This is a genomic window from Methylobacterium sp. BTF04 (assembly GCF_010692745.1).
Classification (GTDB): Bacteria; Pseudomonadota; Alphaproteobacteria; order Rhizobiales; family Beijerinckiaceae; genus Methylobacterium.
Map to the genome: position 1 here is coordinate 18,708 of NZ_JAAHTB010000017.1, position 14,115 is coordinate 32,822.

Consider the following 14,115-nt stretch of genomic DNA (forward strand, 5'->3'; position numbering starts at 1 on the left):
CGCACCTCGGCCATCCCCCTCGCAATACTCATGAAAGCGCCCACCGCTTGGCTTGAGTATTGCCTTGACGACGAGGCTCGCCAGTCGATCCTAGACCTGCGTTCGCCCTAGAGGATTCCTCATGATCAAGGCCGTCGTTTTTACGGTTGCGTTGTTTGCGCTGCCGGTCTCGAGCTTCGCCCAATCCTATGCAGCGCCGGCACCAACGAACGTGCCCACCACCGGCACGCGTTACTTGAGCAAGGCCGACCGCAAGGCGGCCTGCACCGGAACCGCCGATCGCGCCGGTATGAAGGGCCTGAGCCGGCAGCAATATCGCGCCGCCTGCCGCGGTCGGCCGATCCCCAAGAGCGTCACCCAATGAGCGCGTGACCGGCCGATGGGATCGGCAGCCCGCTCCTGCCCCGGATTGCCCGGGGCAACGCCATGGGTGATCAGCGCCGCCCCATCACGAGGCGCAGCTTGTCGGCGAGATCTTCGCGCCGGTAGGGCTTGCTGAGAAGCGGCAGGTCCGCCGGAACGCCGTTCTCGCCGAGTGCCGATCCGGTGTAGCCGGACGCCAGCAGCACCCGCAAACCGGGCCGCAAGCGGCGGGCCTCCACTGAGAGCTGCACGCCGTTAATGCCGCCTGGCATCACCACGTCGGAGAACATGATGTCGATGCGCTCGGGTCCGGCCAACCGGGCGAGCGCCTCGGCGGCGTGGGTCGCGGTCAGGGTCCGGTAACCGAGTTCGCCCAGGCTCTCCACCGCCATTTCGAGCACGGCGGGCTCGTCCTCGACCACCAGAATCACCTCGCCCTCGGCCGCGCGGCGCAAGGGGATCAGGCTCGCCGCAGGCACCTCGATCGCGCGCTCGGTGGAGCGCGGCAGATAGAGCGCGATGGTGGTTCCCCGGCCGGGCTCGCTATCCAGCCGGACATGGCCGCCGCCCTGGCGCGCGAAGCCGTAGACCTGGCTCAGGCCGAGGCCGGTGCCCTTGCCGACGTCCTTGGTGGTGAAGAACGGCTCGAAGGCACGGGCCGCGGTTGCCGCATCCATGCCGGTGCCGGTATCGACGACGGTGACGAGCACGTATTGGCCGGGCTCGACATCGGGCACCGCTGGCCGTTCGGTGCCGGTGACGACGTGGTTCTCGGTGGTGATCTGCAGCGTGCCGCCCACCGGCATGGCATCGCGCGCATTGACCGCCAGATTGAGGATCGCACTCTCGAACTGGCCCGGATCGAGGCGTACCGGGTCGAGACTGGCATCGAGAGCGAGTGTCACTGCCACGGTCTCGCCGACAGCGCGCTCGAGCAGACCCAGGAAGTCCTTGAGCAGGTGGTTCGGGTTGACCGTCTCGGGGCGCAGGACCTGACGGCGCGAGAACGACAGCAGCTTCTCGGTCACTTCAGCACCGCGGCGGGCGGCGGTCATCGCCGATGTCGCGAGGCGCTCGACGCGCTGGGGATTGTCGGGCCGTCGCACGATCATATCGACATTGCCGACGATGACGGTGAGCAGGTTGTTGAAGTCGTGCGCGATACCGCCGGTGAGCTGGCCGATGGCCTCCATCTTCTGCGCCTGGATCATCCGGTCCTCTGCCGCGCGCCGCTCGGTGGTGTCCATGACGATGCCGACGAGACCGACGGGCCTGCCGGTCGCGTCCGCATAGGTCTTGCTGCGAACGCCGATCCAGCGTTCCGCCCGATCACCCGCCCGGATGATCCGACACTCGATTTCGAGATGGCCTTTTGCGATCGCCTGCGCGAACGCGGCCTCCACCATCGGCCGGTCGTCGGGAACGACGTGGGCGAGAAACTCCGTCGGCCCCCAGGGGTCCTGCAGAGTCTCGTAGCCGAAGATGCGGTCATGCCTGAGGGTGCGCCGGGACGTACCGGTGGTGAGATCGAGGTCCCAATCGCCCATGGCGGCGGCGTCGAGAGCGACCGCGAGGCTGTCGCGGGCGAGCTGGAGTTCGGCCCGCTGGCCCTCCCGCTCCTCGGCCGAGCGCTCGGCTCGCCCATGCAGGAAGTCGACCTCGTAGAGGTAGACGCCGAGCAGGATGATCCCGGCAACGAGCGCCTCGATCCGGCCGGCGAACCAGCCGACCGTGCCGCGTCCCGCTCCGGTAAGCGTGACGAGGCTGTCGAGCAGGAGCAGGACGAGCGCGATGGCGAACCAGAGCTGCAGCACGGTCCGCAGCCGCGTGGTCCAGCACAGGGTCGCCAGCGACACCACGGTGAATGCGACGAGTGCGGGTCCGACACCCGACGTCGTCAGCGGCCAATAGCTGTCGCCTTCGACGCTTTTCGGCAGAAACTCCACGAGGGAGACGACCAGTCCCGTCAGCAACGCGACGCCCGCCACCACCGATAGGGCGGTGAGCCAGCCTGCCAGCGCCACGCGCTCGGGAGCCACGGTCCGGGCGCGGCCGTCCCCCTCCATGATGGCGTAGGGCAGTGCGAAGAGCGGCGGCCCGAGGTGCCACAGGGTCCACAGCCATGTGGTGACCGCCGGTCCCGACCCGAGGATGCGCCCGGTCCCGAACAGGTTCGGGAAGGTCAGCATCTGTACGGCGACGACGAGCGTGACGTAGAGGCTTCCCGCCCCCAGCACGAGGAGCGGCACCGATCGGGTGCGCCGATACTGGACGAAAATCAGGCAGGTGGTCACCGCATAGACCACCACCAGCGCGGCCTGATAGCTCGGGATGAATCCCGGCATCGGCTCCATCGGCAGCGCGACGATCGGCAGGAGCGCGACCGAGAGCACCGTGAAGACCAGAGCGACGGCAATCGCGAAACGTCGCTGGCCGACGCTCGGCGGTGCCGTCGCGAAGGATTGTGTCTCGAAGGCCGGATCGGTGTGAGGCAAGGCGCAGTCTCGGCCGAGCCGGTCTCAGGCCGACGAGCCTGTCCGCAAGGCAGAGTGATTCTATCAGTTCGGCCGCCGGCTGCCCATCGCCATGTTCGGTCCGGGATCGTGGACCAGGCAGCGTCGCGATTTCGCGCCCCACCGCCCGATCGGATCACGGGCAGGCAGGGCGCGGCGTACGCTTGACACGCGAGCCGATACGCAACGTGGCTCACGGGCACCATGGTCGAAGTCGGTTAGCCGAACCTCACCGCCGAGCGCGGCGCCGGTCTCGAAACGGGAACTGCATCGGCACCCCGGGGGTCTTACCCAGACCCGAGGCCGCTCCCGCTCGGCCGGGCAGGATGACACCATGACGATGCCCCGCTGGCTTCCCCTCGCCACAGCCGGCCTGCTGGCGATCCTCGCCGTGATCGGCGTCGGAATGTGGAAATTCGACACGCTCCGGGAGGCCCGCGTCGAGAATGGCGGACGTCCGGAGATCCCGGCCTGCGATCCGGCGAAGGGAACCGGCAACGCACTCTCCCCGGATTGCCCGGGCACCGCGTTTCCGCCCGCACGAACCCCATGATCCTTCCCTGAAAGCTCGTTGTCGCGAGAGCGGTTCTGCGCGCGAACCCAGTCGCGGTCGCGCCGAAATCCCGCTATCGCCGGGCGAGAGGCCGTGTGTCGCCAGAGGCGCGCCAGCCGATTTCGGATCGGGAAGGACATCCACCATGGCAAGCCCGCGCGACCTCAAGGTCCAGATGGCGGCCGAGACCCGGGCCCGCGAGCGGGCGCAGGCTCTCGCCACCAGTCAGACCGCCCGTGTCACCCGCGCCGAGGCGGCCCTGAAGGACGCCCTCCTCGACCGGGACCAGTGGCAGGCCCGCGCCCTGGCCGCGGAGGCCGCGCTCGCGGAGCTCAAGGCGCGCTGACATCGGCCTTCGGTCCCACAGGCCGCCGTCGAGAATGGAAGTTGCAAGGCCCCCGACCCGCCGGGAGCCCACCTGTGCCACGAGGCGTCCTGCTGGCGCGTTCCCTCCCGAAAACGGCCGAAACCCAAGACGATGAGCAGCACCACCCCCGATCTCGCGCGCATCGTGAGCGACATCGCCGACGAGATGCGGGAGAGACCCGACCGGGGCGAGGTCGCGACCTACATCCCCGAACTCGCGCGGGTCGGTGCCGACGCGTTCGGGATCACGGTGATCGACGCCGACGGCACCGTCGTGGCCGCCGGCGACAGCGAGACCCCGTTCTCGATCCAGAGCATCTCGAAGGTGTTCACCCTGACCCTGGCGCTCGGCATGGTCGGCGACAGGCTGTGGCGCCGCGTCGGGCGCGAACCCTCCGGCAGCCCGTTCAACTCCATCGTCCAGTTGGAGCGTGAACGCGGAATCCCGCGCAACCCGTTCATCAATGCCGGCGCCATCGCGGTCACCGACGTGATCCTGTCGGGCCACCAGCCCCGCGAAGCGCTCGGCGAAATCCTCCGGTTCATGCAGTTCCTGGCGCAGGACCCGACCATCACCATCGACGAGGCGGTGGCCGCCTCCGAACTCCGTACCGGCTTTCGCAACACGGCGCTCGCCAACTACATGAAATCCTTCGGTGTTCTCGACAACCCGGTGGATTTCACCCTGGGGGTCTACTTCCACCATTGCGCGATCAGCATGTCGTGCCGCCAGCTCGCCATGGCCGGGAGGTTCCTCGCCCATTCCGGGCGCAATCCGTCGACGGGCCACTCCGTGGTGTCGCCCGAGCGTGCCCGGCGCATCAACGCGGTGATGCTGACATGCGGCCATTATGACGGGTCGGGAGAATTCGCCTACCGGGTCGGTCTGCCGGGCAAGAGCGGCGTCGGTGGCGGCATTCTGGCGGTCGCCCCGGGCAAGGCGTCCATCGCCGTGTGGTCGCCGGGTCTCGACGCGTCCGGTAATTCGCATCTCGGGCGGATCGCCCTGGAGGCCCTCGCCAAGCGGTTGGGCTGGTCGATCTTCGGAGCGTGATGCGGCAGACGTCTCGGGTCGACTTTCGTCTCAGAGAGGGTTCGGCACGGGATGCCCGATCGGAGGGCGGCTCCCGCGCCGCTGAAGGTCGTCGCGACCGAGGATCAAGGCTTGCGCGTCCGATCGGCTTCCTGAACGGCGGCCTGATGGTACCAGCTTCCGCAATCGATGGTGGGGCCGCGCTGCAGCCGCAGGTCCTCGGGTGCCTTCTCCGCGTCGCGTCGTCCGTCGATCATCCGACCCCTCTGGGGGAAGGCGTAGATCTTGGCGGTCTCGTGTCGAACACTTGTCGTCATTGCTGGAAAATCTCCTTTCGATACCGACTTGTCGGCACACGCGAAGATATGTCATTGCCAATGGCATTGCACGCCGTTTGCGCCAAATGCTGTATTTAAGCGCGTTCTATGCCGTAAATATCGGCATGTGCCTCATTGCCATTCTTAGCGCCGCTCGATTTCGCGCCAGATCGCCGGTCGTACGGGCAGATTGCAATCCGTCACCCGACGTCGAAGTGGCTCTGTCCGCCGACCCGGAATGCCGCCACCGGACATCACGAATGGGCTCGGCGTCGCTATTGGCATACGAAATGCTTTGGCGAGCGCAGCCAGGACTGGCGCGAGACAATTCAGGGTTTCATCGAAACTTCGCAGCAAGAACTGACGAAAGAATCGCAATGACGAAGTATAAGCTCGAATACATATGGCTGGACGGGTACACACCCGTTCCGAATCTTCGTGGCAAGACTCAGATCAAAGAGTTCGACAGCTTCCCGACACTGGAAGATCTCCCGCTCTGGGGCTTCGACGGCAGTTCCACCAAGCAGGCCGAGGGCGGCAGCTCGGATTGCATGCTGAAGCCGGTGCGCCACTTCCCCGACAGCACCCGCAAGAACGGCGTGCTGGTGATGTGCGAAGTCATGATGCCGGACGGCAAGACCCCGCACGCGTCGAACAAGCGCGCCACCATCCTGGATGACGACGGCGCCTGGTTCGGCTTCGAGCAGGAGTACTTCTTCTACAAGGACGGTCGTCCGCTCGGCTTCCCCACGGCCGGCTACCCGGCTCCGCAGGGCCCGTATTATTGCGGCGTCGGCTACTCGGAGGTCGGCAGCATCGCCCGCAAGATCGTCGAGGAGCATCTCGACCTCTGCCTCGACGCCGGCATCAACCACGAAGGCATCAATGCCGAAGTGGCCAAGGGCCAGTGGGAATTCCAGATCTTCGGCAAGGGCTCCAAGAAAGCCGCCGATGAGATGTGGGTCGCCCGCTACATCCTCCAGCGCCTGTGCGAGACCTACGAGATCGCCGTCGAGTATCACTGCAAGCCGCTCGGCGACACCGACTGGAACGGCTCGGGCATGCACGCCAACTTCTCCACCGAGCATCTGCGCACGGTGGGCGGCAAGGCGTATTTCGAATCGCTGATGGCGGCGTTCAAGGACAACCTCGAAGACCACATCGCGGTCTACGGTCCGGACAACCACATGCGTCTCACCGGCAAGCACGAGACCGCGGCGATCAACGAGTTCAGCTACGGCGTCGCCGATCGTGGCGCCTCGATCCGCGTGCCCCACAGCTTCGTCAACAACGAATACAAGGGCTACCTGGAAGACCGCCGGCCCAACAGCCAGGGGGACCCCTACCAGATCGCTTCCCAGATCCTGAAGACCGTCGCCTCGGTTTCGACCGGCGCGCAGGAGACGGCAGCGGCCTGAACCGCACCCCTCCGAAAACTTTTCGGCGGCGTGGACCTCGCGGTCCACGCCGTTTTTCGTTCAGGAGGGTGAACCGGGCCCGCTCACGACCCGCTGAACCAGTTGTAGCCCTGGTCCTCCCAGTAACCGCCCGGATAATCGTTGGTCACCGTCATCGCCAAAATCTGCTTCGGGTTCTTGAATCCGAGCTTCGTCGGAATTCGCAGCTTGATCGGGTAGCCGTAGCGGTCGGGCAGCGGCGCGCCCGCATAATCGAGGGCGATGATCGTCTGCGGATGAAGCGCCGTCGCCATGTCGATGCTGGTGCGATAGTCGTCGGCACAGGTGAAGCCGATATAGGCCGCCTTCGTGTCGGCCCCGATCCGCTCCAGGAAGGTGCGGAACGGAACGCCCGACCATTGGCCGATGGCGCTCCAGCCTTCCACGCAGATATGGCGCGTGATCTGGCTCTCCTGCGGCAGAGTGCGCAGATCCGCCAACGTCCACGGCTTCTTGTCCGCGATGCGCCCGGCCAGTTCCAGCTTCCAATGCTCGCCATCGACAGGCCGGAGCTTGCTCTCGGCATAGTAGGCGTTGAACGGAAAGTTCGGCGTGATGTCCGCCGCCGTGTAGGTCGGAGCCAGAGTGGTGCGGCTGAACAGGGCGGCCTGCGCCCGGTCGTTGAGCCGCGAGATCGCGGTCAGAACCGAATCGACCTGCTCGTTATCGGTGAGATCGCACCCCGAGAGCAGCGACAGGGCTCCGATGGATAGACCGCCACGCAGGAACAGGCGCCGCTCGGCCAGCTGCACATTGGGTTTGTGGTCGCGCAGCGACGGGCGGGGCCCGGAGAAGAGAGTGCGCATGCTCACGGCTTCACCTCGCGGGCCCGTCCGAGGTGAAGCTCGCGGCCGATGATCATGGTGGGCAGGGTCTTGGGGACGAGAGCCACCAGGGCGAGGTGGACGACGACGAAGCCGACGATCCCCGCCATCGCGGCGAAATGCACGAGGCGGCCGCCCTCGTAGCCGCCGAACACGGCGGTGAGCAGCTGGAGTTGCACCGGCTTCCAGATCGCGAGTCCCGACAGGACCACGAGCACCCCGAGGCCGAGGACGCCGACATAGAGCAGGCGCTGGACGGCGTTGTAACGGCCGGCGACATGGGGCAGCCGGAACTTCAGGGCGGCGATCATATCGTGCAGAATTTCGCGCGGCCTGAGCGGGAGGAAGTCCCGCCGAAAATGCCCGGAGGCGAAGCCGTGGGCGACATAGGCGAGGCCGTTGCCGACGAGCAGCCACATCCCGGCGAAATGCCATTGCAGGGCGCCGCCGAGCCAGCCGCCGAGCGTGATCCCCTTGGGGAAAAACACGGCCTCGAACAGCGGCGAGGCGTCGTAGATCCGCCAGCCGCTGGTGACCATGATCAGGATGGCGAGGGCGTTGATCCAGTGCGTCGCGCGAACGAAGCCCGAATGCAGGGGCCGCGGCTTTCCTGGCGGCGTGCCGCCCAGGACCGGTGATGCTGTGATGGGTCGGTCCATGCGGCGTTCCTCGCGCTGTCGATGATCCATTCGCATCGGACGTGGCGACGGTTACGCCCGGCGTGTGAGGAGATCTCGGTGCGTAACCGGAGCACCCGCCGCGGCGAATCCCTGGCACCCCCACAATCGGATGATCGCCATGACGTTCCGTCTGTCCGCCCTCGCCGCTCTCGCGCTCCTGCCTGCCTCGGTCACGGCGCTAAGCGCCGCCGAACGCCCGGTTGTGGTCGAGCTCTTCACCTCGCAGGGCTGCTCGTCCTGCCCGCCGGCCGAGGCGTTGCTCGGCGAATATGCCGGGCGCGCCGATGTGCTGCCGTTGGGCTTCCACGTCACCTATTGGGACGACCTCGGCTGGAAGGACACGTTCTCGTTCGAGGGCGCCACCGAGCGCCAATCCACCTATGCGAGCCGGCTCGGCGCCGGCAACTTCACGCCCCAGATGGTGATCGACGGACAGACCAGCGTGGTCGGGTCGCGACGCGGCGAGGCTGCGTCCGCCATCGCGCGGGCCGCGGCCCACGGAGCGGGATCGACCGATGTCGCCATCACGCGCAGGGGCGGACAGGTAAACGTCAAGGTCGGCAGCGGCAGCGGCAGCGCCCGGGTCCTGCTGGTCGGTTTCGACCGCCGGCACCAGACCGCGATCCCGCGCGGCGAGAACAGTGGCCGCACCGTCGCCCAGGCGAACGTCGTGCGCTCGATCCGGAGCCTCGGCACCTGGAACGGCAGCGCCCTGCAGCTCAGCGAGGCGGCACCCGCCGGCGAGGACGCCGCCGTGATCCTGCAGCAGGCGGACGGCCGGATCGTCGGCGCCGCACGCCTCGGCTCCTGACCTCGCTACCACCAAAAAGGCACGCCTCATGACAAGTGCCCGTGGCCGACGCCGCCCCTTCCCCGTGGCGAAACGGATGACGGGCTGGGTCTGCCTGCTCGCCCTGCTGGCAAGCTCCCCGGCCATGGCCGCCGCGACCGAGTGGGTCGGGGATGCCGACACGGCGGTGCGTCTCGTGACGGCTTCGGACACGGCCGGCACGGATGGCCCCGTCGAGGCCGGACTCGAGTTCCGCTACGGCGCGGGCCGACACGGCTCGTGGCGTAATCCGGGCGATGCCGGGCTGGCGCCGAAGGTCGACTGGTTGGGGTCGGACGGTGTTGGGGCGGGGCAGCTCGCTTTTCCGGCACCGTCCCGTCTCAGCGTCGGCGATCTGCAGACCTACGTCTATGCCGACCACATCGTCCTCCCGGTGACGCTGGCGCGGACCGGTTCCGGCCCCCTGCACCTGCATGCAACGGTGCGCCATGCGGTCTGCGGCGAGGTCTGCGTGCCCTACCGGGCGAGCCTCGACCTGACCTTGCCGGCGGGCCCCGCCGCCAGCGCAGAGGAGGCGGACCTGATCGCGGCCGGCCGCGCCGCGGTGCCGACATCCCCGGCGGCGTCCGGGATCGTGGTGACGCAGACGACTCGGACCGGGCCGGGCCGGACCCTCACCATCGGCTTGCGCAGCGAGACGCTGCCGTTCGACAGGCCCGATCTCTTCATCGAGGGATTGGCGCATGGCGCGACACCGCCGCCGGTCGTGACGCTGGCCGATGCCGGCCATGCGGCGACCCTGACGGTGGCGTTGCCCCCGGAGAATGAAGCCGTCGCGACACCGCTCACCCTCACCATCGTCGATGGCGCCCGCGCGGCCAGCTTCGCGTTCGATCGCTCCGCGGCTCCGGACGGTCCCGGCCTGCTGGCGATCCTGGGCGTGGCGCTCCTCGGCGGGCTGATCCTCAACCTGATGCCCTGCGTGCTGCCGGTGCTGTCCCTCAAGGTGTTCGCGATCACCCGCCATGCGCGCGAGGGAACGCGGGCGATCCGTGCGAGCCTCGCCGCCACCGCAGCGGGCATCATCGCGTCGTTTCTCGCGATCGCCGCCGCGCTCTGCCTTCTCAAGGCATCCGGCGCCGGCATCGGCTGGGGTATCCAGTTCCAGCAGCCGTGGTTCCTCGCCGGGATGGCGGCGCTCACGGTGGTGTTCGCCGCCAGCCTATTCGAATGGACGACGATCGGCCTGCCGGGGCGCCTGGCGCAGATCGGCACCACGCGCGGACGCGGACCGCTGTCGGAAGCCTTCCTCACCGGCGCCTTCGCCACCCTGCTGGCGACCCCCTGCTCGGCGCCCTTCGTCGGGACGGCGGTGGGGTTCGCGCTGACGCAGGGCGCGCCGACGATCCTGGCGACGTTCGCCGCCCTCGGTCTCGGCATGGCCCTGCCCTACCTCGCCATCGCGATGCGCCCCGGACTGGTTCAGGCCCTGCCACGCCCCGGCCCCTGGATGAATCGGCTGCGCCTCGGGCTCGGGCTCCTGCTTCTCGGAACGGCGGCGTGGCTGGTCTTCGTGCTGGCTCAGGTGATCGGCACCGGTCAGGCGGCCCTCGTGGTCCTGACGCTCGGCGCCCTGCTCGGATGGCTCGGGTTGAACCGGCACGGTGCGCCGCGGCGGCGGACCCAATGGATCACAGGCGCGATCGCCTTCGCCGCCGTCGCCGGCGCTTCGCTCCCCGCACGAGCGCCCGAGCCCGTGTCCGGACAGGTGTTCGATCCGGGGCGGATTCCAAGCCTCGTGGCCGAAGGCCGGGTCGTCCTGGTCGACGTCACCGCTGCATGGTGCCTCACCTGCAAGATCAATGACGCCGTCGCGTTCGGCCGGGCTCCGGTACGGGAGCGCTTGGCCGAGCCGGACGTCGTCCGGATGCAGGCCGACTGGACGACCCCGGATCCGACGATCCTCACCTATCTCCAGAGCTTCGGACGCTCCGGCATCCCCCTGGTGGTGGTCTATGGGCGCGGACGGCCCGATGGCGAGGCGCTGCCGGAGCTGTTGAGCCCGCACCTCGTCCTCGCCGGGATCGCGCGGGCGGCGGCACCGGAGGGCGAGCGTCCCGTCGCGGATGGAAAATCTCCCGCAGCCCCGTAACCGGGGCGACATCGTTGTCGAATACCTGTCGGCACCGCGGCGCAGCCCGGTGTTCCTCAGCTCCTCAAGGATCACCCATCATGCGCAACCTGTTCCCCGCGGTCGCCTCCGCCCTCCTCCTGTCCGTCACCGTCGCCAGCGCCCCCGCCTTCGCCACGGAGCCCATGGCCAAGGACTCGATGTCCAAGGATTCCATGGCCAAGGATTCCATGGCCAAGGACGGCATGAAGAAGGACTCCATGTCCAAGGATTCCATGGCCAAGGACTCGATGGCCAAGGACGGCATGAAGAAGGACTCCATGTCCAAGGATTCGATGGCCAAGGACGGCATGAAGAAGTAACCGGCGCCTCGCGGCACCAGCCGACAACGAGACCGCGGCGGAGACGCTCCGTCGCGGAGCATCCGACCCCGCTGGCTCCTCTCCAGAGCGGGCGGCATTACCTTGCTGAAGACGCCGGATCAGGCCCGGCAGCGGCCGGTCAGGCGCCCTCGACCCGTTCGATATCGAGGGTGAGGTGAGCGCGGAAGACGACCCGGCGGGTCTCGTCGCGCACGACGGCCAGATAATCCTGGCGCTCCGGGACAGGCTCGAACCCCTGGGCGATCTTCGACATGATCCGAACCAGCTTTTCGCGGACCGCGTCCTCGTCCGTGAGCTCGAAGCCCTCGGTGTCCTTGACGAAATTTGCCCCGTCGTGGAGGTCGATGAAAAATCGGGACATGGCGCAATCAGTCGTCGGGTCTAATCCCACACCCCATACTCCGTACGAAGCGTGGCCGATAGTATCTCCTGAGCGCAACCGTACTCTGCCACCCGTCCGCCGCAAGCCGCATCGGCACCATCCGTGGGCGCAATTTTCCTGACGTTCCGGGCGCAAGGTCCGCTCGTCCTCCAGTTTGCACACCGAATGGCATGACCGTTCCGGGGCGACTGATCGATCTTTGAGCAATGCAGGGTCCAGCGGTCCTCGCACCCATCTGCGCTGCCGCGATCCCGATGTGGCCCGATCCATGCCATGCTCGATCACCGGCCATAGGATGTCGCCGCAGATTATGCGTGCATCCGGCGATGGGGTGGGCAGATGTGCCGATGAGGAAGCGTGCCGTGTTGAAGTCCAGGGTCAAAGCGTTCGCGTCCATGGCTAGCCTGATGGCCGGTCTAGGTCTCGCGACAACGTCATCGGTGCAGGCCGCCAATGTCTTCCGCTTCGCTTTCCAGGGCGACATCAAGTCGCTCGATCCGTACTCGCTCAAGGAGAGCTTCACGATCGGGATGCACGGCGCGGTCTACGATTCGCTGATCACCCGGGACAAGGACCTGAAGCTGGTCCCGATGCTGGCCGAATCCTGGGAAATTCCCGAGCCGACGCGATGGCGCTTCCACCTGCGCAAGGGCGTGAAATTCCATGACGGCTCGGACTTCACCGCCGACGACGTGATTTTTTCGGCCAACCGCGTGCGCGCGCCGGGCTCGAACTTCACCACCAACGTGCCGTCCGATTCCGAATGGGTGAAGATCGACGACCACACCGTCGACATGGTGCTCAAGGCCCCCAACCCGATCGCCGCCTACCAGTTCTCGACCTGGTACATCATGTCGAAATCCTGGGCGGAGAAGAACGGCGCCGTGAGCCCGACGCCGCCCACCGCCGTCTCCACCAGCTACGCAGCGCTCCACGAGAACGGCACCGGCCCCTTCATCATCACCGAGCACCAGCCCGGCGTCCGGACCGTGTTCAAGAAGAACCCGAATTATTGGGCACCGGTCGAATCCAACCTCGACGAGGCGGTCTTCACCACCATCCAGAACGACGCCACCCGCGTCGCCGCCCTGATCACCGGCGAGGTCGACTGGATCGACCCGGTGCCGTTGCAGGACGCCCAGCGGGTGAATGCGAGCGGCACCGCCATCGTGATGGCCGGTCCGGAACTGCGCACGATCTTCCTCGGCATGGACCAGTCCCGCGACGTGCTGAAGGACTCGGACGTCAAGGGCAAGAACCCGTTCAAGGACATTCGCGTGCGCGAGGCGTTCTACCGGGCCATCGACGAGGAGACGATCGCCAAGCGGGTCATGCGCGGACAGGCGGTGCCCTCGGCCCTGCTGATCGCCCCGGTGCTCTACCCCCTGGCCGGTGAGTTCAAGCGCCCGGCCTACGACCCCAAGCGCGCCAAGGCCCTGCTGGCCGAGGCTGGCTACCCGGACGGGTTCTCGCTCGGCATGGATTGCCCCAACGACCGCTACGTCAACGACGAGGCGATCTGCCAGGCGGTGGTCTCGATGCTGGCCCGTGTCGGCGTGAAGGTGAACCTCAACGCCCAGCCCAAGGCCAAGTACTTCGCCAAGGTGCTGGCGCCCGCCTACGACACCTCGTTCTATCTCGTCGGCTGGACCCCATCGAGCCAGGACTCGCACAACATCCTGTTCGAGATCGCCGGCTGCCGCAACGGCTCGAAGAGCGGTCGCGGAAACTGGAACCTCGGCAATTACTGCAACGCGAAGGTCGATGCCCTGGCCGATCAGGTCGAGCGCGAGACCGACGAGACCAAGCGCAACGCCGAGATCAAGGAAGGCTTCGAGCAGATCCAGGCCGATTGGGGCTTCATCCCGCTCCACCAGCAGGCGCTGGCCTGGGGCGTGTCGAAGAAGGTCACGTTGACCCAGCGGCCCGACAACATGCTGATGCTGTACTGGGTCTCGAAGCAGCCGTGAGGGTCTTGGCAACGCGGTTTCAGAACGCAGCGGTTTCTCACCTCGGATCGGGAAATGAAAGGTGCGCCGCGACGGCCCCCTTCACCGGTGTCGAGGAGTGTCGTGACCTCTCCGGCCAGGTCACATACCTTACGCCAGGCGTCTCAATCCCCGCTGGCCGATCCCAGAGGATACTTCAGACGCTCTCCGGTCGATCGGACCGGCACGATCGCCCGCACCGTGCCCCCTCTCCCGTTTGGGAGAGGGTTGGGGTGAGGGTCGTGAACGCTCCGAAAAGGTCACACACCTCACCCCAACCCTCTCCTCCCAGGAGAGGGGGCCTGTCGCGATACTCCGAGCCGAGCCGAGTCGCT

General features: G+C 67.1%; 14 protein-coding genes. 9 read left to right on the forward strand and 5 right to left on the reverse strand.

Going from position 1 to position 14,115, the window contains the following annotated elements:
- Positions 1-121: 121 nt before the first annotated feature.
- Entirely contained in the window at positions 122-364 is a 243-nt protein-coding gene (locus G3T14_RS12210; RefSeq protein ID WP_163642815.1) for a hypothetical protein, read from the forward strand.
- Positions 365-434: 70 nt separating this feature from the next.
- Here G3T14_RS12210 and G3T14_RS12215 read toward each other — a convergent pair whose 3' ends face one another.
- A complete protein-coding gene (locus tag G3T14_RS12215; protein ID WP_246733274.1) occupies positions 435-2,858 on the reverse strand; it encodes an MASE4 domain-containing protein in 2,424 nt (807 codons plus the stop codon).
- A gap of 352 nt (positions 2,859-3,210) precedes the next feature.
- Here G3T14_RS12215 and G3T14_RS12220 point away from each other — a divergent pair, with 352 nt between their 5' ends.
- The 3 genes from G3T14_RS12220 to G3T14_RS12230 all read left to right on the forward strand — a co-directional run bounded on the left by G3T14_RS12220 (position 3,211) and on the right by G3T14_RS12230 (position 4,849).
- Positions 3,211-3,429 carry a hypothetical protein gene (locus tag G3T14_RS12220; protein ID WP_246733276.1) on the forward strand — a complete coding sequence of 73 codons (219 nt, stop codon included), beginning with the start codon at positions 3,211-3,213 and terminating at the stop codon, positions 3,427-3,429.
- Between the two features lie 145 nt (positions 3,430-3,574).
- Positions 3,575-3,775, forward strand: a complete 201-nt coding sequence (locus tag G3T14_RS12225; RefSeq protein WP_163642827.1) for a hypothetical protein — start codon at positions 3,575-3,577, stop codon at positions 3,773-3,775.
- 132 nt (positions 3,776-3,907) lie between these two features.
- Positions 3,908-4,849, forward strand: coding sequence for a glutaminase (locus G3T14_RS12230; protein WP_163642828.1), 942 nt, complete (start codon positions 3,908-3,910; stop codon positions 4,847-4,849).
- A 104-nt stretch (positions 4,850-4,953) separates the two neighbouring features.
- On the opposite strand, the gene G3T14_RS12235 is transcribed toward G3T14_RS12230, so the two are convergent.
- Positions 4,954-5,145, reverse strand: coding sequence for a DUF2735 domain-containing protein (locus tag G3T14_RS12235; protein ID WP_163642829.1), 192 nt, complete (start codon positions 5,143-5,145; stop codon positions 4,954-4,956).
- 377 nt (positions 5,146-5,522) lie between these two features.
- Between G3T14_RS12235 and G3T14_RS12240 the strand changes: the two genes are divergently transcribed.
- Entirely contained in the window at positions 5,523-6,563 is a 1,041-nt protein-coding gene (locus tag G3T14_RS12240; RefSeq protein WP_163642830.1) for a glutamine synthetase beta-grasp domain-containing protein, read from the forward strand.
- Positions 6,564-6,646: 83 nt separating this feature from the next.
- Here G3T14_RS12240 and G3T14_RS12245 read toward each other — a convergent pair whose 3' ends face one another.
- Both G3T14_RS12245 and G3T14_RS12250 read right to left on the reverse strand, forming a co-directional pair.
- Entirely contained in the window at positions 6,647-7,408 is a 762-nt protein-coding gene (locus G3T14_RS12245) for a molybdopterin-dependent oxidoreductase (RefSeq protein ID WP_163642891.1), read from the reverse strand.
- Positions 7,409-7,410: 2 nt separating this feature from the next.
- A complete protein-coding gene (locus tag G3T14_RS12250) occupies positions 7,411-8,085 on the reverse strand; it encodes a cytochrome b/b6 domain-containing protein (protein ID WP_163642831.1) in 675 nt (224 codons plus the stop codon).
- A gap of 139 nt (positions 8,086-8,224) precedes the next feature.
- Here G3T14_RS12250 and G3T14_RS12255 point away from each other — a divergent pair, with 139 nt between their 5' ends.
- The 3 genes from G3T14_RS12255 (at position 8,225) to G3T14_RS12265 (ending at position 11,389) form a co-directional block, all read left to right on the forward strand.
- Positions 8,225-8,917 (forward strand): DUF1223 domain-containing protein, encoded by a 693-nt coding sequence (locus G3T14_RS12255; RefSeq protein ID WP_163642832.1) that lies wholly within the window; start codon positions 8,225-8,227, stop codon positions 8,915-8,917.
- Positions 8,918-8,993: 76 nt separating this feature from the next.
- Positions 8,994-11,048, forward strand: a complete 2,055-nt coding sequence (locus G3T14_RS12260) for a protein-disulfide reductase DsbD domain-containing protein (RefSeq protein WP_204262821.1) — start codon at positions 8,994-8,996, stop codon at positions 11,046-11,048.
- An 80-nt stretch (positions 11,049-11,128) separates the two neighbouring features.
- Positions 11,129-11,389 (forward strand): pentapeptide MXKDX repeat protein, encoded by a 261-nt coding sequence (locus G3T14_RS12265; RefSeq protein ID WP_163642834.1) that lies wholly within the window; start codon positions 11,129-11,131, stop codon positions 11,387-11,389.
- 139 nt (positions 11,390-11,528) lie between these two features.
- On the opposite strand, the gene G3T14_RS12270 is transcribed toward G3T14_RS12265, so the two are convergent.
- Positions 11,529-11,771 carry a hypothetical protein gene (locus tag G3T14_RS12270; RefSeq protein ID WP_163642835.1) on the reverse strand — a complete coding sequence of 81 codons (243 nt, stop codon included), beginning with the start codon at positions 11,769-11,771 and terminating at the stop codon, positions 11,529-11,531.
- 428 nt (positions 11,772-12,199) lie between these two features.
- Here G3T14_RS12270 and G3T14_RS12275 point away from each other — a divergent pair, with 428 nt between their 5' ends.
- Positions 12,200-13,762, forward strand: a complete 1,563-nt coding sequence (locus G3T14_RS12275) for an ABC transporter substrate-binding protein (protein WP_246733292.1) — start codon at positions 12,200-12,202, stop codon at positions 13,760-13,762.
- Positions 13,763-14,115 lie beyond the last annotated feature (353 nt).

Bases quoted from the DNA above. Each gene is read 5' to 3' on its own strand.
- G3T14_RS12210 (WP_163642815.1), top strand. From the start codon at position 122: ATGATCAAGGCCGTCGTTTTTACGGTTGCGTTGTTTGCGCTGCCGGTC.
- G3T14_RS12220 (WP_246733276.1), top strand. From the start codon at position 3,211: ATGACGATGCCCCGCTGGCTTCCCCTCGCCACAGCCGGCCTGCTGGCG.
- G3T14_RS12225 (WP_163642827.1), top strand. From the start codon at position 3,575: ATGGCAAGCCCGCGCGACCTCAAGGTCCAGATGGCGGCCGAGACCCGG.
- G3T14_RS12230 (WP_163642828.1), top strand. From the start codon at position 3,908: ATGAGCAGCACCACCCCCGATCTCGCGCGCATCGTGAGCGACATCGCC.
- G3T14_RS12235 (WP_163642829.1), bottom strand. From the start codon at position 5,145: ATGACGACAAGTGTTCGACACGAGACCGCCAAGATCTACGCCTTCCCC.
- G3T14_RS12240 (WP_163642830.1), top strand. From the start codon at position 5,523: ATGACGAAGTATAAGCTCGAATACATATGGCTGGACGGGTACACACCC.
- G3T14_RS12245 (WP_163642891.1), bottom strand. From the start codon at position 7,408: ATGCGCACTCTCTTCTCCGGGCCCCGCCCGTCGCTGCGCGACCACAAA.
- G3T14_RS12250 (WP_163642831.1), bottom strand. From the start codon at position 8,085: ATGGACCGACCCATCACAGCATCACCGGTCCTGGGCGGCACGCCGCCA.
- G3T14_RS12255 (WP_163642832.1), top strand. From the start codon at position 8,225: ATGACGTTCCGTCTGTCCGCCCTCGCCGCTCTCGCGCTCCTGCCTGCC.
- G3T14_RS12260 (WP_204262821.1), top strand. From the start codon at position 8,994: ATGACGGGCTGGGTCTGCCTGCTCGCCCTGCTGGCAAGCTCCCCGGCC.
- G3T14_RS12265 (WP_163642834.1), top strand. From the start codon at position 11,129: ATGCGCAACCTGTTCCCCGCGGTCGCCTCCGCCCTCCTCCTGTCCGTC.
- G3T14_RS12270 (WP_163642835.1), bottom strand. From the start codon at position 11,771: ATGTCCCGATTTTTCATCGACCTCCACGACGGGGCAAATTTCGTCAAG.
- G3T14_RS12275 (WP_246733292.1), top strand. From the start codon at position 12,200: ATGGCCGGTCTAGGTCTCGCGACAACGTCATCGGTGCAGGCCGCCAAT.